This is a genomic window from Cellulosimicrobium sp. JZ28, from assembly GCF_015327065.1.
Lineage (GTDB): Bacteria > Actinomycetota > Actinomycetes > Actinomycetales > Cellulomonadaceae > Cellulosimicrobium > Cellulosimicrobium funkei.
In genome coordinates this window covers 4,151,326-4,168,722 of the sequence record NZ_CP017660.1, presented here as the reverse complement: position 1 = coordinate 4,168,722, position 17,397 = coordinate 4,151,326, and the positions used below count along the sequence as shown (strand labels likewise).

The 17,397-nt window shown below is 75.3% G+C and carries 15 protein-coding genes; 4 read left to right on the top strand and 11 right to left on the bottom strand.

Annotation, left to right across the window (positions count from 1 at the left end; all coding sequences use genetic code 11):
- Positions 1–161 precede the first annotated feature (161 nt).
- Positions 162–755, bottom strand: a complete 594-nt coding sequence (locus BJP59_RS18715; protein ID WP_194521726.1) for a TetR/AcrR family transcriptional regulator — start codon at positions 753–755, stop codon at positions 162–164.
- Positions 756–869: 114 nt separating this feature from the next.
- On the opposite strand from BJP59_RS18715, the gene BJP59_RS18710 reads away from it, so the two are divergent.
- Entirely contained in the window at positions 870–1,730 is an 861-nt protein-coding gene (locus BJP59_RS18710) for an SDR family NAD(P)-dependent oxidoreductase (protein ID WP_194521725.1), read from the top strand.
- 34 nt (positions 1,731–1,764) lie between these two features.
- Here the strand turns inward: BJP59_RS18710 and BJP59_RS18705 are convergent, their stop codons facing one another.
- The 3 genes from BJP59_RS18705 to rpmF all read right to left on the bottom strand — a co-directional run bounded on the left by BJP59_RS18705 (position 1,765) and on the right by rpmF (position 4,322).
- Positions 1,765–2,682, bottom strand: coding sequence for a ketopantoate reductase family protein (locus BJP59_RS18705; protein WP_211435813.1), 918 nt, complete (start codon positions 2,680–2,682; stop codon positions 1,765–1,767).
- Positions 2,683–2,746: 64 nt separating this feature from the next.
- Complete coding sequence (locus tag BJP59_RS18700; RefSeq protein WP_228485181.1) at positions 2,747–4,057, bottom strand: YibE/F family protein; 1,311 nt, start codon at positions 4,055–4,057, stop codon at positions 2,747–2,749.
- Positions 4,058–4,151: 94 nt separating this feature from the next.
- On the bottom strand, positions 4,152–4,322 hold the full coding sequence (gene rpmF, locus BJP59_RS18695; protein WP_009864893.1) for a 50S ribosomal protein L32: 171 nt from the start codon (positions 4,320–4,322) through the stop codon (positions 4,152–4,154).
- A 168-nt stretch (positions 4,323–4,490) separates the two neighbouring features.
- Between rpmF and BJP59_RS18690 the strand changes: the two genes are divergently transcribed.
- Entirely contained in the window at positions 4,491–4,862 is a 372-nt protein-coding gene (locus tag BJP59_RS18690) for a hypothetical protein (protein ID WP_021482679.1), read from the top strand.
- 188 nt (positions 4,863–5,050) lie between these two features.
- Here BJP59_RS18690 and BJP59_RS18685 read toward each other — a convergent pair whose 3' ends face one another.
- The 7 genes from BJP59_RS18685 to rpmB all read right to left on the bottom strand — a co-directional run bounded on the left by BJP59_RS18685 (position 5,051) and on the right by rpmB (position 8,168).
- Positions 5,051–5,332 carry an HU family DNA-binding protein gene (locus BJP59_RS18685; RefSeq protein ID WP_021482680.1) on the bottom strand — a complete coding sequence of 94 codons (282 nt, stop codon included), beginning with the start codon at positions 5,330–5,332 and terminating at the stop codon, positions 5,051–5,053.
- 154 nt (positions 5,333–5,486) lie between these two features.
- The gene (aztD, locus tag BJP59_RS18680) at positions 5,487–6,881 is read right to left on the bottom strand and encodes a zinc metallochaperone AztD (protein ID WP_194521724.1); all 1,395 of its coding nucleotides are present in this window, start codon (positions 6,879–6,881) and stop codon (positions 5,487–5,489) included.
- A gap of 112 nt (positions 6,882–6,993) precedes the next feature.
- Positions 6,994–7,116 carry a type B 50S ribosomal protein L36 gene (ykgO, locus tag BJP59_RS18675; protein ID WP_021483271.1) on the bottom strand — a complete coding sequence of 41 codons (123 nt, stop codon included), beginning with the start codon at positions 7,114–7,116 and terminating at the stop codon, positions 6,994–6,996.
- Complete coding sequence (locus BJP59_RS18670; protein WP_021483270.1) at positions 7,113–7,412, bottom strand: type B 50S ribosomal protein L31; 300 nt, start codon at positions 7,410–7,412, stop codon at positions 7,113–7,115. Before BJP59_RS18670 ends, ykgO begins: the two co-directional genes overlap by 4 nt.
- Positions 7,413–7,459: 47 nt before the next feature.
- Positions 7,460–7,765: a 30S ribosomal protein S14 gene (rpsN, locus tag BJP59_RS18665; protein ID WP_021483269.1), complete on the bottom strand. Its 306-nt coding sequence runs from the start codon at positions 7,763–7,765 to the stop codon at positions 7,460–7,462.
- On the bottom strand, positions 7,765–7,932 hold the full coding sequence (gene rpmG / locus BJP59_RS18660) for a 50S ribosomal protein L33 (protein WP_021483268.1): 168 nt from the start codon (positions 7,930–7,932) through the stop codon (positions 7,765–7,767). The genes rpsN and rpmG overlap by 1 nt, the downstream gene beginning before the upstream one ends.
- Entirely contained in the window at positions 7,932–8,168 is a 237-nt protein-coding gene (rpmB, locus tag BJP59_RS18655; protein WP_021483267.1) for a 50S ribosomal protein L28, read from the bottom strand. Before rpmB ends, rpmG begins: the two co-directional genes overlap by 1 nt.
- A 173-nt stretch (positions 8,169–8,341) precedes the next feature.
- Here rpmB and BJP59_RS18650 point away from each other — a divergent pair, with 173 nt between their 5' ends.
- Together BJP59_RS18650 and BJP59_RS18645 are read left to right on the top strand one after the other, a co-directional pair.
- Positions 8,342–9,538 carry a CobW family GTP-binding protein gene (locus BJP59_RS18650; protein ID WP_194521723.1) on the top strand — a complete coding sequence of 399 codons (1,197 nt, stop codon included), beginning with the start codon at positions 8,342–8,344 and terminating at the stop codon, positions 9,536–9,538.
- 312 nt (positions 9,539–9,850) lie between these two features.
- Positions 9,851–17,191, top strand: coding sequence for a DUF5979 domain-containing protein (locus BJP59_RS18645; protein WP_194521722.1), 7,341 nt, complete (start codon positions 9,851–9,853; stop codon positions 17,189–17,191).
- Positions 17,192–17,397 lie beyond the last annotated feature (206 nt).

Below are 17,397 nucleotides of genomic sequence, written 5' to 3'. Positions count from 1 at the left end.
GCAGGAACGCGTCTCGGGGAGCCGCGCCAGCGCGACGTCGACCCACGGCTCTCTCATGACGGACATCCTGGCGAACCTGTGAGGCGCCTGGGGACACGTCCACAGGGGGTCGCGTGGCGGTCCGGTGAAGAGCTCGACCGTGGTCGAGGAAGAGGCGCCGGTCAGCGCGGGCGCAGCCCGCCCATCGCCGTGTCGAGGACGCGGTCGACGTACTCGACGGTGAGCGGGCCCGTCCGCTGGAGCCAGCGGTTGAGCACCGGGCCCCAGACGAGGTCGACGGCGACGTCGAGGTCGACGTCGGGGGCCAGCTCCCCGGACTCCTGCGCGCTGCGGAGCCGCTGCCGCTTGGCCTCGCGGAGCGGCTCGTCGAGGCGCTCGCGGTAGAGGTCCGCGAGCGCCGGGTCGTGCGCCGCCTCCGTGGCGAGCGCGCGCATGGGCGCGGCGAGACGCGGGTCCTCCAGCTCGGCGACGGTCGCGTGCAGCACGTGCCGCAGGTCGGCGACGAGGTCTCCGGTGTCGGGCAGGACCGGCGCTCCCCCGTCCTCGCCCTCGCTGAGCGTGAGGAACGCGTCGAGGACGATCGCGGCCTTCGACGGCCACCACCGGTAGATCGTCTGCTTCCCCACGCGGGCGCGGGCCGCGATGCCCTCGATGCTCAGCTGCGGGTACGGGATCTCCTGGAGGAGGTCGAGCGCGGCGGCGAGGACGGCGCGGCGGGAGGACTCGCTGCGGCGCGAGGGATCGGGTGCGGCCATGGCGGCAGACTACCCCGGCGAGACGGACCGTTTCGTCTTGACGACGGTCATGCAGCCCTCTACGGTCGAGCCAACGAGACGGGCCGTCTCGTCTCATTCTCGAAGGGAACCGTCATGCGACACACCTCCCCGCCGGCCCGGAGCTGGTTCGTCACCGGCGCGAGCCGCGGCATCGGGCACGCGATCGCCGTCGCGGCGCTGGAGCGCGGCGACCGCGTCGTGGCCGCGGCGCGCACCGCGTCCCGGGACGCCTTCGCCCCGGAGCACCACGACCGTGTGCTCGCGCTCCCCCTCGACGTCACCGACCGCGACGCGGTGGTGGCCGCGGTCGACACCGCCGTCGAGCACCTCGGCCGACTCGACGTCGTCGTGAACAACGCCGGGACGATGTCGATGGGCATGGTCGAGGAGTTCACCGAGGCGCAGGCGCGCGCGCAGCTCGAGGTGAACTTCTTCGGGGCGCTCTGGGTCAGCCAGGCGGCGCTGCCGCAGCTGCGGCGCCAGGGCTCGGGCCACGTGCTCCAGATGTCGAGCATCGCCGCGCTCGCCGGCTTCCCGAGCACGGGCCTGTACAGCGCGAGCAAGTTCGCGCTCGAGGGGATGAGCGAGGCGCTCGCCCTGGAGGCGGCGCCCTTCGGGGTCTCGGTCACCGTCGTGCAGCCGGGCGGGTACTGGACGGACCTGTACACGAGCATGACGACGACGACCGCGCTCGACGCCTACGCGCCCCTGCGCGCGGAGCTCGAGAAGCAGTGGGCGGACGGCTCGGTCGACAGCGACCCGCGGCTCGCCGCCGACGCGGTGCTCACGCTCGTCGACAGCGAGGACCCGCCGCTGCGCCTCCTGCTCGGCAGCATGGTCTACGACCTCGCCCAGGGGATCTCGCGACAGCGTCAGGACACGTGGGCGGCCTGGGAGGACGTGAGCCGCGCCGCCGAGCACGCCGTCGCGGCGCCCGGCCCGGCCGCGGGATGAGCCCGCGCGCCGGGAGACCTCACGACGGCCCCGCTCAGCCCCGGAGTCGCTCGACGAGCGCGCGCGTCAGAGGCGCGTCGACCCCCGCGCGGTCGGCGGCGCGCACGATCGCGCCCCCGATCGCGTCGGTCTCGAGCGGGCGGCCCGCCTCGGCGTCGCGCAGCATCGAGGACTTCGCGTCGGCCCCGAAGCGGTCGTAGAACGTCAGGGTCCGGTCCGGGTCCGACGGCGCGCCGCTCGCCGCCGCGACGGCGGCGACCTCGCGGACGAGCGCCTCGAGCTCGGCCCGGTGCGTGGTCCGCACTTCTCCGATCGGGGCGCGGTGCGCCGTCGTGAGCAGCGCGAACGGCGCGAGGAAGCCGAGCTTCGCCCACATCAGCGCCGTCTCGTCGTCGTGCACGGTGGTGGGGATGCCCGCACCCTCCAGGAGCGCGCGCACCGCCTCGACCCGCTCCGGGTCCACCCCACCCGGCGCGACGTCGACCTCGACGAACGCGCTCGTGTGCTCGATCTCGCCCGGCGCGACGCGCGTGGACTCGACGCGGACCGTCGCGGGGAGCACGCGCGCGGTGCCGTACCGCGCGCGCAGCGCGTCGAGGTGGTCGAGGCCGTTGAGCATCGGGACGACCACCCCGTCGCCGAGCACCTCCGGCGGCACGCGGTCGAGCGCGTCGTCGAGCGCGGTCTGCTTGACCGCCACCACGACGACGTCGACCGGGGCGTCGAGGCGCGTGGCCGCGTGCGCCGGGACGTGGAGGTCGCCCACCTGGCGGCTGCGCACGTGAAGGCCGCGCTCCGTGAGGGTGGCCGCCGTGGCCTCGCCCGCGAGGAACGTCACCCGGGCGCCGGACCGGACGAGCAGCGCGCCGACCAGCCCGCCGACCCCGCCCGGCCCGAGCACCGCCACGTCCCGGCCGTCCCGGCCGCTCAGGCCGTCCGTCGTCTCCGTCACCGTCGTCCTCTCGTCGTGCCGCCGGGTCGCGGTCGTCGTGCCCGCGCGGGCGGGCGCCCCGCCGTCAGGTCGCGGGGACCTCGACCCTACCCACGGGGACCGACCGCGCCGAGCCGGCGCCGGGCACGGTGAGCGCCGCGATGCCCGTGGTGATGGGGATCGCGAGGACGAGCCCGATCGAGCCGACGAGGGTCCGCACGACCTCCTCCGCGATCTCGCCCGAGGTGAGGCTGGTCGCGAGGTTCTGGTCGGAGAGGTAGACCGCCATGAGGAGCGGCAGCGCGGCGCCGACGTACGCGAACGCGATCGTGTAGACGGTCGAGGCGATGTGGTCGCGCCCGATGCGCATCGCGCGCGCGTACAGCTCGCGCCGGGTCGCGAGCGGCGCGACGGCGCGCAGCTCCCACACCGCGGACGCCTGCGTGATCGTCACGTCGTTGAGCACGCCCATGCCTGCGAGCACGATCCCGCACAGCACGACCCCGCGGATGGAGAGCTCGGGCGCGTACTGCGGGATCCACAGGGACTCCTCCGACGTGAGGCCCGTGATGTTGGCCGCCCCGGATCCCCACCAGCCCAGCACGGCCGTGAGCACCAGGCCGACGAGGGTGCCGAGCAGCGCCGTCGACGTCCGCGCGGTGAACCCGTGCGCGACGTACAGCACGACGAACATGACGAGCGACGACGTCACGAGCGCGACACCCAGCGCGTTCTGCCCGGTGAGGAGAGCGGGCAGCGTGAACGACGTGATGACGACGAAGGCGCCCGCCAGCCCCGCGAGCGCCGCGAGGCCGCGCCACCGCGCGACGGCGAGCACCACGACGGCGTACGCGACCGCGAGGACGCCGATGGGCAGCCCGCGCTCGAAGTCCATGAAGACGTACGGCGTGCCGCCCGCGCCCGCGGCCTCGGCGATGTACAGGACGCGCAGGCGGTCGCCCTCGTCGAACCCGTAGGCGACGTACTCGGGCGGCGCGTTGACGGTGATCGCGTCGCCGCCCACGTCCTCGCCGCCCGCGCGGGAGCCCGCGTCGAGCCGGGCGGGCACCTCGCTCGTCGCCTCGTCGACCGGCCCGGTGACGGTCGCGCGCAGGACCGTGCTGCCCTCCGCGGCGACGGGGATGCGGGCGGGCACGTCCGCCGCGGCGGGCCACAGCGCGACGAGCCCGGCGAGCGTGACGAGCAGCGCGGGCACCAGGAGCGCGGCGAGCGTGACCCGCACGCGCCGGGTCGCGGGCGCGGCCGGGCCGTGCGCGTGGGCGTGCGCGTGCGCCGGGGTGCGTGCGGTGCCGCGCGCCAGGACGTCGGGCACCCGCCGGGACCGCGTGCGGCGCTCGCCGCGCCCGGGCGTCTCGGGAGGAGTCGGTGCGCTCACGCGAGGATGCTGCCACGGCGGCCCGACGACGCCCGGCGGCACGCGCCGTCGGGCACCGATCGCGCGGCCCGGGCCGCCCGGGGCCCCCTCCGGCTCACTCGGGGAGCGTCACGTGGCCGCGGCGCACGCCCGCGACGAGGCGGCGCGGGAGGGTGACCTCGCGGCCGTCGACGACGACGGTCACGAGCTCGGGCACCTGCGCCTTCCACTGCGAGCGACGGGCGCGGGTGTTCGAGCGGGAGAGCTTGCGCTTGGGCACGGCCATGAGGGGTCCTTCCGGTGGGCGAGCGCCCAGCCTACCGGTTCGTGAGAACGATTCTCAAGACAGGTCGGGCCGTCGGTCCGGCCCGGCGGTAGCATCCCCGGGGCCGCGCGCCCTGCCACGACCCGGCGCGACCGCCGCACCCACCACCACGACGCACGAGGAGCCCTCATGGCCACGGTCGACTACTTCCTCTCCGGTGACCCGGAGGTCGCCAAGCAGCACCTGCACGCCGCGCTCCAGGAGCAGGGCTTCACGGTGACCACGCGCCCCACGGGCCAGTGGGCCGCCGAGCGCGGCAGCAAGCAGAAGACGTTCTGGCTCGGCGCGTTCGCCGGCAAGGCCCAGCACCTCGTCTTCACGGTCGACTTCATGGTCCACGGCGACCAGCTCGTCGCGCGCATCGACCGCCCGACCGGGCACGGCGCGATGGCCGGCGCCGTCGGCGTCGCGCGCTCGAACAAGGCGTTCGGCGAGGTCGACCAGGCGATCGGCACGCGCCTCACGCAGCACGGCATCCTCGCGAACGTCGTGCACGCCTGAGAACGCGCAGGTCGCCGATCACGAGCCTCCTCGCGGTCGAGCACGTCGTCGGTGGCGCCATCACGCCGATGACGACGTCAACCCCGTGCTCGGCGCAGGGGGTGCGACGCACGAAGGCCCGGATCCCCTCACGGGGGTCCGGGCCTTCGTGCTGCTGACCGGGCCGGCGACGGCCGGTCAGCGGGACGTCACTTGGCGACGGCCTTCTTGAGCAGGCTGCCGGCGCTGATCTTCACGCCGTAACCGGCCGGGATCGAGATCTCCTCGCCCGTACGGGGGTTGCGGCCCGTGCGGGCGGCACGCTCGACGCGCTCGACGGACAGGAGGCCCGTGACCTTGACGGCCTCGCCCTTGCCCAGCGACTCGATGAGCACCTCCTGGAAGGCGTTGAGAGCCTTCTCGGCGTCCGCCTTCGACAGGTCGGCCTTGCTGGCGATGGCCGAGACGAGCTCGGACTTGTTGAGCGACATGCGAATCCCTTCTTCGGTTCACGACGCGCGGTGGTCACCACCCGTCGTCACGGTCTCAGTGTGCCAGCCGCGGGGCCGTGCACCGGGGACAACACTAGGGAACACGCGGAGTTTCGCGCGACTTCTCGCGGCTCTCGTCGTCGCGTGTCCTCGCTCAGCCGTCCTCGTGCTCGTGGTCGTGGCCCTCGTGCTCGTCGTGCGCGGGCTCGTCGTGACCGTGCTCGCCGTCCTCGTGGGCGTGCTCGTCGGCCTCGTGGCCCCCCGTGGTGGCCGGCTTGCCGGTGACCCCGTTGAGCTCGTTCGGGACGACGTCGAGCTCCGCGCTCTTCCACACCTCGCCCCCCACGTAGTCGACCGCGTGGATCGCGCGACCGGCCGGGTCCGTGACGTAGGCGATGCCGTCCTGGACGAACAGCGCCGGCCGCGGCTCCTGCCACTCCTCGGGCTCCTCCCACGCGTCGACGACGGGGACGGACCGCACGACCGTGCCCGACTCCGGGTCGATGACGTGCAGCGACCCGTCGGTGCCGAGCACGAGCGCCTCGCCCGCGTCGCCCCGCCCGAGCGAGCGGAAGGTGTAGCTCGCGGGGAGGTCGACGAGGCGCAGGCTCGCGTCGCGCGTGTCCACGAGGGAGACGCGCGTGGGCCGCTCGAGCTCCGCGTCGGGGTCGGACTTGTAGTCGCCGAGCACGACGGGCGACGCCTCGCTGCCCGCCTGGTTGCCGATGCGCCCGTAGGCGTCCGGGGCGGCGACCTTGGTGATCGCGCCGCCCGCGACGACGAGCACGCCGTCCTCGCAGCCGATGACGACGGCCTCGCCCGCGGCGACGGCCTCCCCGTGCACGCCGGGGCACTGGTCGTTCGCCGCGACCTCGTCGCCCGCGGCGTCGAGGAGCCGGACGCCGGTGCGCGCGTCCTCGGTGCCCTCGGAGACGACGAGCGAGCCGTCGGACAGCTCGACCGCGACGCCGTGGTGCGCCGCGGGGGTGGTCAGGGTGCGCGCGTCGTCGATGCCGTGCGGGTCGGCCACGGTGGCCGAGTCGAGCACGGTGATGTCGCCCGTGCCGTCGTCGAACAGCGCGGTGCGGCCGTCGTGCACGACGACGTGGCCCGGCTTCTCGGCCGCGTACGTCACGTCCGTGAGGACCGGGTCGGCCGTGTAGTAGTGGGCGTGGTCGCCGTGCGGCTCGGCCCAGGTGCCGGCGTCGAGCACCTGGAACCCGCCGGACGTCGAGACGAGCAGGTGCCGCCCGTCGCCCGCGGGGTTGAGGCGGTTGAAGCCGTCGAGCTCGAGGTCGTCGACGACCTCGAGCGTCGTCGCGTCGAGGACCTGGACGCCGCCGTCGTAGGTGATCGCGAGGCGCGGGGTGAGCGCCGCGGCCTCGCTCACGTCGGACGTGGCCGACGGCGCGGGCTCCGCCGCGTCGCCCTGCTCGCCCTCGGAGCCCGCGCCCTGCGCGCACGCCGCGACGAGCGTGAGCGGGAGGGCGAGGCCGAGCGCGAGGGCGAGCGGGCGGCGTCGGGCACGGGCGCCGGGAGGGGCCGTCACCCGGGCGGGATCGGCAGCGGCGTCGGTCGGGTCGGGTGCGGTGTGGTGCATGCGTGGTCGGCCGCCCGGACACCCGGGCGGCCGCTCCTCTCCGGTGGTGGTGGTGCGCGGGTCAGCCCTGACGGGCCTTCCAGCGCGGGTTGGCCTTGTTGAGGACGAAGGTCTTGCCGTGCCGGCGCACGACCTTCGCCCCGGGCTTGTCCTTGAGCGAGCGGAGGGAGGCGCGGACCTTCATCGCGCGCCCCCGCCCTGCGCGCCGCCGCGGGCGCCGTAGCGCTGGCGGAACTTCTCGACGCGGCCGGCCGTGTCCACGACGCGCTGCGTCCCCGTGTAGAACGGGTGGCTCGCGCTCGAGATCTCGACGTCGACGACGGGGTAGGTGTTCCCGTCCGTCCAGGTCACGGTCTCGCGCGGGACGCCCGGGCCCTGCGGGTGGTCGCCCGCGAGGGTCGAGCGGGTCAGGAACGAGAAGTCGGCGGACTTGTCGCGGTAGACGACGGGCCCGTAGACGGGGTGGATGTCCTTCTTCATGGTGGTCTCCTTGCTGAGCCGGGGCCGTCCGCCGCTCGGGGCGGCGGTCACCAGCTCGACTTCGTGACTCCGGGCAGCTCGCCGCGGTGCGCCTGCTGGCGCAGGCGGACGCGCGAGAGTCCGAACTTCCTCAGGTAGCCGCGCGGGCGGCCGTCGACGACGTCGCGGTTGCGCGTGCGCGTGGCGCTCGCGTCGCGGGGCTGGCGCTGGAGCTCGCGCACCGCGTCCGCCTTCTCCTCGAAGGACGAGGACGGCGACGCGACGACGCGCTTCAGCTCGGCGCGACGCTCGGCGTAGCGGGCGACGACGGCCGCCCGCTGCTCGTTGCGCGCGATCTTCGACCGCTTCGCCATCAGCGCTCCTCGCGGAAGTCGACGTGGCGGCGGACGACGGGGTCGAACTTGCGCAGGACCATCCGGTCGGGGTCGTTGCGGCGGTTCTTGCGGGTCACGTAGGTGAACCCGGTGCCCGCGGTGGACCGGAGCTTGATCACGGGACGGAGGTCGGTGCGGGTAGCCATCAGAGCTTCTCCCCTCGGGCGAGGATCCGCGCCACGACGGCGTCGATCCCCTGGCGGTCGATGGTCTTGATGCCCCGGGCGCTGACGCGCAGGGTCACGTGGCGACCCAGCGACGGCACCCAGTAGCGCTTCTTCTGGATGTTCGGGTCGAAGCGACGCTTGGTCCGCACGTGGGAGTGCGAGATCGCGTGGCCGAACCCGGGAGCGGTGCCGAGCACCTGGCAGACGGCGGACATGGCGGTTCCTCTCGGGGTCGGTCGGGGCGACGGGGACGACACTAGATAGTGAGAATCATTCCCGTCAAGACGCTATGCTGACCCGCTGTCGAGAACAGTTCTCAGGAGCAGGTTGTTCCCGAGCCGGCCGCCGAGCCTCCCGGGACGCCCCAGACCACGGATCGGAGCGCTTCATGCCCTTCTCGTCGCACCCCTCGCCGCGCCCGGCGCCCGACGACACCCGCGTCGCCCTCAGCATCCTCGCGACGATCGACCCCGTGCTGCGCGACAGCGCGGTGTTCGGGCTCGTCGTCGGGGCACCGCGCGTCGTCGCGCTCCGCCACGACATCCGCGCCGCCGAGGGCGCGCTGCGCCGGGTCGTCGTCGACGCGAGCGGCGTCGTCGAGGACGAGGTCGTGCCGCTCGAGCACGCGTGCCTGTCGTGCGCGGTCCGGGAGGACGCGGTCCCGACGCTGCGGCGGCTCGCGGAGGACGGGCGCTGGGACCACGTCGTGCTCGCGCTCCCCGTGGCGGCCGAGTCGCTGCCCGTCGTGCGCGCGCTCGCCGCGCAGACCACCCCCGGCGGCGAGCTCGAGCGGCTGCGCCTCGCGACCGTGCTCGCCGTCGCCGACGTCGACACGCTCGAGCACGACCTGCTCGACGACGACCTCGTCGCCGAGCGCGGCGTCGGGCTCACGGAGGACGACCAGCGGGCCGTCGGGGAGGTGCTCGCTGCGCAGCTCGAGCACGCCGACCTCGTCGTGACGACCGGGGACCCCGTCGCCGCCGTGACCGGGGCGGGGCTCGTCGACCGGCTGCGCGGCGTCGGGACGCACCGGGTCGACGGGCTCCACGCGCTCGCCGCCGCCGACCTCGCAGGACGCACGCACGACCCGGTGGCCGGCGAGCGCCGGGCGCACCCGCTCGGCGTGCGGGGTCCGCTCCCCCGGCACGCGCGCCGCGCGGGCGACCGGAGCTGGACGGTCGAGCTGCGCTCGGCCCGCCCCTTCGACCCCGAGCGGCTGCTGCGTCGCATCGAGGACCTGGGCACCGGGCGGGTCCGGTCGCGCGGGGTGTTCCACGTCGCGAACCGCCCGGACTCGCTGTGCGCGTGGGACGGCGCGGGCGGCCAGCTCTGCATCGGCACGCTCGGCACGTGGGACGACGCGACCACCGCGGAGGGGCGGCCCGTCGAGCCGCACACGCGCGTGGTGGTCGTCGGCGCGACGCCGCCGGACGGCGAGCCGGGCGACGACGTGCGCGAGCGGGTCCTCGACGCGTTCCGCGACGTGCTCGCGACGCCGGACGAGCTGGCCGACGGCGGGCTGCGCTGGCTGGGGCGCACCGACGTCCTCGCGCCCTGGCTCGGCGCGCGCACGGACGCCGTCTGAGGTCGGGGCCGCTGCCGCCGGGACGCGAGGGCGGGCCGGAACCTCCCGGAGACGGGAGAACCGGTGGCGATCCGCCGCGAGAGCTCCCCCCAGCGAAGCTCTCGTCGCGGACCGCCACCGGTCCAGGTGTGTCGCCACGTGACCCGTCGTGGCGACGTCCCCCACCAGTGCAAGAGCACCGGGGCGCCCGTTCGTGACGCGCGTTGCCAGTGATGTGGATCACAGTACGACCGGAAGCGCACCGGCGCGCGCCGACGTGACCCGCCTCACCTGCGGGTTCGCGTCATGGCCCGTGCCCGGACGAGTCCTCTCGTGTGGACCTCCTGGACGCGCGCCCAGATCGCCGGGCGCGCGCTCGACCACCGAACGAAGGACGCACTGGTGCACCACGGCACGCGACGGCTCGGCACACGACGGCACGACAGGCGACGACACACCTGGCGACGGCTGTGGGCGGCGGCCCTCGCGGTCACGCTCGCCGCGCCCCTCGCCCTCGCCGGGGCCGCGTCCGCCACGGCGGCGGACGGCGACCCGCAGTACCTCGAGGTCAGCAAGCGGGTCGACCACAAGACCCTCTCCCCCGGCGACGTCTTCACGTACAGCGTCGGGGTCACGTGCTCCGAGACGACGTGCGTCGACGCCCTCCTCACCGACGCGCTTCCCGCCGAGCTCGCGGGCTACGAGCTCCAGGCCGTGCGCACCACGACCGGTCCCGTGCACGAGGTGTCGTGGACCGAGGCCGGCCAGCCCGTGGGCCAGCCCGCCGTCGTCGGCGCCGCGACCGCCGTCCACGTCGCGTTCCGCGACGAGACGCCCGCGGGCGTCGGCCTGACGCCGGGGGCGACGTTCACCCTGACCCTGACGCTCCAGGTGCCCGACGACGCCCGGCCCGGCGAGACGGACATCGTCAACACCGCCACGACCACCGCGGCGAACTCCGCACCGGACAGCGCGAGCGCGACCGTGCACCTCAGCGTCCCCGTCGAGACGGGCGTCGACCTCGCGAAGTCCTGGGACCCGGCGGCACGGACCTTCGAGGCGGGCGCGCCGTCGACGGTCACGCTCACGGCGACCAACACGTCGAACGTGCCGGTGGGCACGCTCGTCGTCACCGAGCCGCAGGCGTCGGCCGACGGCGCGGGCGCGCTCGACCCGACCAACCCGTTCACGCTCACCGACCTCACGGCGCTCGCCGCCGACCCGCTGCCCGAGGGCGCGACGAGCGTCCAGGTCGACGCCTACGTGCGCTCCGACGCGGGCTCGTGGTCCTGGGTCACGGGCACCCCCGCCCCCGGCGCAGCCCTCCCCGCCGGTGTGGACCCGACCGCCGTCGGCGGCCTCCGGCTGACCTACGCCGGCGAGATCGTCCCCGGGGCGACCGCCACGGCGCGCCTCGACCTCACGCAGCGCGCGACGGACCGGGACGGTGCCGACCTGTCGGCCGCGACTCACGTCGTCGACAACGTCGCGACGGCCACCGCCACCGCCGAGGGTCGTGACCCCGTGACGGACACCGCGACGGCCCAGCACCGCGTCACGCCCGCGACCGTCGGCGTCGACGTCGTCAAGGACATCACCCCCGACCGCATCTCCGCGGGCGAGACGGCCACGGCCACCATCACGGCGACGAGCACGTCCGACGTCCCCGTCCGCACTCTCACCGTCACCGACCGCGACTACTTCACCGACGGCGTCGTGCTAGGCGGCTTCAGCACGTTCTCGTGGCCCGAGGGCGCCGAGTCCGCCGACCTCGTGCTCCACCGCGCGGACGGCTCCACCACGACGGTCATCCTGGCCCCCGGCGAGACGCCCGACGTCCCCGACACCGGCGTGACGGGCTTCGAGGTGACGTTCACCGGGGCGATCGCGCCGCGCGCCGCCGCGACGCTCGTCCTCGACGTCGTCACGACGGAGGGCGCCGCGGGCGACGCCGCCTCGCGCGCCACCCGCAACACCGCGAGCGCCGAGGTCGTCGCCCCGAACGGGCAGACCGCGACCGACGAGGCGAGCGACACGCTCGAGCTCGTCCGGCCCGCGCTCGACGCGACGCTCGACAAGACGGTCCGGCCGGGCACCGCCGTCGAGCCGGGTGCGCGGGTGGTCGCCGGCCTCGCCGCGCGGGTGGTCGGGACGTCCGAGTACGTCAGCCCTCGGACGTTCGTCGTCGAGGACGTCTGGGCGGGCGGCGCGGGCGAGTTCTGGGACGCGTTCGACCTGGCGGGCGTCGCGCCGACCCAGGTGCCGTCCGGTGCGTCGCTGACCGTGGAGGCGATCGGCCCCGACGGCTCGGCCCTGCGCGTGGCGGCGTTCCCCGCTCAGGAGGGCCCGTTCCTCGCGGAGCTCACGGCGAACGACCTGGCTGCGGCGCTCCCCGCGGGCGTCTCGCCGTCGGACCTCACGGGCGTCCGGTTCGTGCTCGAGTCGGCCACGGGCCTGCCCGTCGACACGAGCTTCACGCCGTACGTCGTCACGCAGGCGCGCGGCACGCTGCGCTCCGGCGGTGACGTGACCGCGCGGCCCGACGAGCCGACCGCGTTCGAGAACACGGCGACGGTGCGGGCCGAGGGCGTGACCCGCGGCGGCACCACGCTCACCGACGACGCCGAGGACACGGCGACGGCGCGCGTCGTCACCCGCGAGGGCACCGGCCCGGTCGGGATCGACAAGTCCTGGCTGCAGAGCACGGTCCCGTCCCAGTCGGGCGAGCAGCGCAGCACCGCGCTGGACTGGCGCGTCCGCGAGGGCTTCTCGTCGGTGACGATCAGCGACCCGGCGGGAGACCCCGCCGACGTCGCCGGCACCGTCTTCGACGCGTTCGACCTGGTGCGCGTCGCGCCGGTCGACGCGAGCGACGTGCCCTTCAGCACCGGCTGGTACCTGCGCTACGACACCGTGACCGCGGTCGAGCTCTTCGTCGACGGCACGTGGACCGCCGTCGCGCCCCCGGCCGGGGGCTGGGTGCAGGACGGCCGGTTCGTCGGGCACACCCTGACCGGCGAGCAGCGCGCCACGGCCACCGGCGTGCGGCTCGTCCTCGCGGAGGACGTCGCCGCCCGCGAGGCCGCCCGGCAGCCGGGCGCCGCGCTCGACCCGTACGCGCCGCGGCCCGGCACGGGCGTCGTCGCGAGCAGCAGCGACCGCCGCTTCGTGCTCGACTGGCAGGTGCGCTCCACGACCCGCTCGACCGGTGCGTGGGTGACGCAGGAGAGCGCCCTCAACGCCGACGTCCCGGGCAGCGTCGTCAACACGGCGAGCGTCGAGGCGGTCCCTGCCGCGGGCGGCGACCCCGTCCGCGACACCGACTCCGCGACCGTCTCGCTCGTCGACCACGCCCCCGGCGTCGCGGTGACGAAGTCCGTGACCCCGACGCAGGCCGTCCACGTCCCCCGCGAGGGCTCGGACGCGGCGCAGCCCACGGCGACGTTCACGATCCAGGCGCGGAGCACGTCCGTCTCGCGCGCGTCCTTCGTCCGCATCACCGACCCCGCCGCGTGCTCCGAGACGGCGAGCGGCGTGGCGGGCTGCGAGGTGCCCGGCACGGCCGAGGCCGCCGTCGGCGACCCGTTCACGGCCGACGTGGACTGGCTGGCGCCCGACGGCGCGGCCAGCGCGTTCGACCGCTACGACGTCACCGGCGTGCGGGTCGACGCGAGCCTCCCGCACGAAGTCGACCTCGCGGAGAGCACCGCGTGGGTCCTGCACCGCACGGCGGACGGCGAGCACGCGAGCGAGCGCACGACGGTCGCCGACCTCGTGACGTGGGGGCCCGAGCGCCTCGCCGACGTCGTCGGCGTGAGCGTGACGTTCCAGGGCAGCGACCCCGCGGCCACCGGGGGGACGATCTCCGCGGCGAACCGCCTCACGCTCACCCTCGACACGGTCCTGCGCACGCACGTGCGCAGCACGGGCGAGCCGATCGCGCTGCGGGCGGGCCAGACCACCGAGGTCCCGAACCGCGCGTTCGCGCAGTCGTCCGACCCGGTGCTCGCGCCCGGCACGGCGACGGGCGACCTCGACGACGTGCGCGTCGTGCTCACGGGCGGCGACATCGACGTGGCGCCGACCAAGTCCGTGTCTCCCGCGGCGCTCACCGAGCCGTCGCGCCGCACGCCGGTGACCGTCACGCTCGGCGCGTCCTCCGGCACCCGGCCCGTGAGCACGCTCGCGCCGGCCACGGTCTGGCTGCGCGACGACGTCGCGTCGTCCCCGGAGTTCTGGGACACGTTCAGCTTCACCGGGCTCGGTGCGCTCACCGCACCGCACGGCGCCGACCGCGTCGCGGTCGACGTCTACGGGCCGTTCGGCACGGACGGCGCGCTCGCCTGGGCGCAGGGTGCACCGGCTGCCCTGGACGCCCCGGTGGTCCCCGTGGGAGCCGAGGCGTACCCCGACGTCCAGGGCGTGCGCATCACCTTCTCGTGCGCCGACGGCGGCTTCTTCAGCCCGGACGTCCCCGCGCCGGCCTGGGACGCCCGGGCCGCGTTCACGGTCGTGCTGCGCGACACCTCCCGGTCCTCGGGCGACCCGGTCGTCCTGGACGGGTCCGTCGACAACACCGTGACGGTGCGCAGCGAGCGCCTGGACGGCGAGGCGTCGGCCGAGCGCAGCACGAGCGCGACCGTCTCCCTGTCTCCCGGGACGCGCGAGCTCGCGGTCCGCAAGGTCGCCAACGAGGGGAGCCGGACGGTCTCGGTCGGCGCAGCCGTCCCGTGGGACCTGTCGTTCACCAACACGGGCACGGGCTACCTCACGCTCACCGAGCTGCGCGACACCCTGCCGACCACGCTCGTGCACCCGGGCGACCCGGCGCCGTCGTACGCGACGTCCGAGGGCGGGCTGCTGTCCACGGACGTCACGCTCGCCGTCGACGGCCGGGACCTGGTCCTCACGTGGCCCGAGGACGGCCGCGTCATGGCCCCGGGCGAGACGTTCCGCGTCCGGCTGTTCCTCGAGCTCCAGCCGGGGCTCGCCTCGGGCCAGCGCGCGACGAACCAGATGACGGTGCGGACCGACGAGGCGCTCGACACCTGCTCGGGTCTCGACGGTGCCGCGACGACGCCGGCCTGGGGCAGCGACCCGCGCACGTGCGGGACGACGGACTTCGTCGCCCCCGTCGACGGGCCGAACCTCTACAGCGTCAAGGGCGTGCGAGGCGCGGTGGACGGTGCGACGAACCCGTCCGCCCCGGGCACCACGTGCCGTCCGACGCTCGAGGCGGCCGGCGGCGCCTGGTACCGCACGCCGTGCGTCGCGAACAGCGTCGTCGGCGGGACGGACGACTGGCTCCTGCACGTCGTCAACGCGGGCACGACCCCGGTCGAGGAGATGGTCCTGTTCGAGCAGCTCCCCACCGCTGGCGACCGCATGCTCCTGACCGGCGCGTCGCGCGGGTCGACCTACCGCCCGGTCCTCACCGGCATGCCGGGCCTCACGGCACCCGACGGCACGACCGCCGTCGTCGAGGTGACGACGAGCCCGGACGTGTGCGCGGGGACGTGGCGCGACCTCACGACGCAGGCGGTGTGCGAGCAGAACGGCGAGACGTGGGCCCCGGCCGACGACGCGACCGACTGGTCCGCCGTGACGGGTCTGCGCGTCTCGCTCGACTTCCGCACGACCGCGAGCGGGCGCCTCGACAGCGGTGAGATCGTCGACGTCACCTACTCGACGGTCAACCGCATGGCCTCCGACGCGACGCCGGGCGGGGTCGCGCCCGTCGCCCCGTCGGGCCCGGACGTCGCGTGGAACCAGTTCGGCGTCAAGTGGCGCTACACGGGCGAGACGACGTTCGAGCGGTTCGCGCCGAGCCAGGTCGGCGTCGCGCTCCCGACGGGCGCCCTCCGCGTCGACAAGCAGGTCACCGGCGACGCCGCGGGCTACGCGCCCGGCGCCTACCCGGTCGACGTCGTGTGCACCGTCGACGGCGTGACGCTCGACCTCGGTGACGCGGCGCGGCTCTCCCTGACCGTCGAGGGCGGGCTCACGGCCCGCGTCGACGGCCTCCCGGTGGGGGCGGAGTGCACCGTGTCCGAGGGCGGCGCGCTCGGCGAGCACGGCGAGACGACGCGCACCGGTTCGCCGGCGACCGTCGCGGTCGACGTCGCGACGTCCCCGGAGTCCGACGTGCCGGCCACCCAGGTCGTCACGGTCGGCAACGACTACGCGTTCTCGGGCCTGTCCGTCACCAAGCAGGTCGACACCGAGGCCACGCAGGAGCAGCTGGGTCCGTTCGACTTCACGCTCGTCTGCACGGCGGCCACCGGCGCGCCCGTCACGTTCGACGCCGCCGGCTCGACCGAGCTGCGGTTCACGATCGGGGCCGGGGAGACGTTCACCGCGCCGGAGGGCACGATCCCGGCACGCGCCACGTGCGTCGTCACCGAGACGACCACGGACGCGCCGCAGCGCGTCGTCGTCACGGGCGACGGCGTGACCGACCACGGGGACGGGAGCGCGGACGTGCTCGTCGGCACGACCCCGGCCGAGGTCGTCGTCCACAACGGGTACGACGCGGGCGTCGTCCGCGTGGCCAAGGAGGTCGACGGGGCAGGCGCCGCCGCGTACGGCGTCGGGCCGTTCGGGTTCGACATCGTCTGCACGCGGGACGGACGCACGGTGCTGGAGGAGTCGTTCGACCTCGACGCGGGCGGCAGCCGGACCTTCGGGACGTTCGTCGCCGGGACCGAGTGCGTCGTGGAGGAGACGACGGCGGGCGGGGCGACGCGCTCGACGCTCGCCCCGGCCGACGGGCGGGTCGTCGTGGACGGTCCCGCCGAGGCGGGGACGGTTCCCGAGGCGGTCGTCACGGCGACCAACACGTTCGACGTCGCGGACCTCGAGGTCGCCAAGACCGTCGAGGGCGCGGGCGCCGAGCTCTGGGGCGCCGGCCCGTTCGAGGCCCAGGCCGTGTGCACCTGGGACGTCGACGGCGAGACGCGCACCCTCGCGCTCCCGGCCGAGGGCCGCCTGGCCCTGACGGCCGCCGGCGGCTACCGCGCCGCGTTGCGCGACCTGCCCGTCGGGGCGGGGTGCGTCGTGACCGAGACGCGCACGGGCGGGGCGACCGCCACCGCCACCAGCGCGGACGGCGCCGTCGTGGTGGGCGGCGACGAGCTCGCCGTCGTGACGCTGACGAACACGTTCGACGTGGCGTCGCTGGACGTCACCAAGCGGGTCGAGGGCGCGACGGACGCCCCGGGCGCCGAGGGGCCGTTCACGGTCCGCCTGGTCTGCACGCGCGAGGTCGACGGCGAGACGGTCGCCCTCGACGTGCCCGGGGGCGGCGTGCGCCACCTCGGCGCGGACGAGACGGTCACGTACGCCGACCTCCCGCTCGACGCGTCCTGCGCCGTCGAGGAGTCGGCGACCGGCGGGGCCGCGGCCACGCAGGTCGCGGTCACCACGCCGGGCGAGCCCGGGACGACGGTCGACGGCGCGTCGGCGGACCTCACGGTCCGGCCGGGTGCGGCGGTCGTCGTGACGAACACGTTCGACGCACCCGCCGGGACGCCCGGCGGCACGACGGACGGCGCCGGGAACGGGCTCGCGACGACGGGCGCACGTCTCGGGGCGGTGGCCGCGCTCGCGCTGCTCCTCGCCCTCGGCGGCGCGGCTCTCGTGCTCGTGCGACGACGCAGGGGCCCTGTCGCCTGACGCGGCCGCTCGGCCCCGGACCGCCACGCGGTCCGGGGCCGAGCCTTCTCTCGCTCCGTCGCCGCCCTGCGCTCGACCGGAACATCGGCGACGACGTGGGGCGCTACCACGGGCGGACGGGTACCGAACAGATGTCCTGGGCCGGCGCCGTTCGCCGCGTGGTCGGCCGACCGCACCCTGCGGGTGCCGACCAAGGAACTGCCGTG

What these genes read in the sequence shown, in the direction of transcription:
- BJP59_RS18715 (WP_194521726.1), bottom strand. Translation starts at nt 755, where the DNA reads ATGGCCGCACCCGATCCCTCGCGCCGCAGCGAGTCCTCCCGCCGCGCC.
- BJP59_RS18710 (WP_194521725.1), top strand. Translation starts at nt 870, where the DNA reads ATGCGACACACCTCCCCGCCGGCCCGGAGCTGGTTCGTCACCGGCGCG.
- rpmF (WP_009864893.1), bottom strand. Translation starts at nt 4,322, where the DNA reads ATGGCCGTGCCCAAGCGCAAGCTCTCCCGCTCGAACACCCGCGCCCGT.
- BJP59_RS18690 (WP_021482679.1), top strand. Translation starts at nt 4,491, where the DNA reads ATGGCCACGGTCGACTACTTCCTCTCCGGTGACCCGGAGGTCGCCAAG.
- BJP59_RS18685 (WP_021482680.1), bottom strand. Translation starts at nt 5,332, where the DNA reads ATGTCGCTCAACAAGTCCGAGCTCGTCTCGGCCATCGCCAGCAAGGCC.
- ykgO (WP_021483271.1), bottom strand. Translation starts at nt 7,116, where the DNA reads ATGAAGGTCCGCGCCTCCCTCCGCTCGCTCAAGGACAAGCCCGGGGCG.
- BJP59_RS18670 (WP_021483270.1), bottom strand. Translation starts at nt 7,412, where the DNA reads ATGAAGAAGGACATCCACCCCGTCTACGGGCCCGTCGTCTACCGCGAC.
- rpsN (WP_021483269.1), bottom strand. Translation starts at nt 7,765, where the DNA reads ATGGCGAAGCGGTCGAAGATCGCGCGCAACGAGCAGCGGGCGGCCGTC.
- rpmG (WP_021483268.1), bottom strand. Translation starts at nt 7,932, where the DNA reads ATGGCTACCCGCACCGACCTCCGTCCCGTGATCAAGCTCCGGTCCACC.
- rpmB (WP_021483267.1), bottom strand. Translation starts at nt 8,168, where the DNA reads ATGTCCGCCGTCTGCCAGGTGCTCGGCACCGCTCCCGGGTTCGGCCAC.
- BJP59_RS18650 (WP_194521723.1), top strand. Translation starts at nt 8,342, where the DNA reads ATGCCCTTCTCGTCGCACCCCTCGCCGCGCCCGGCGCCCGACGACACC.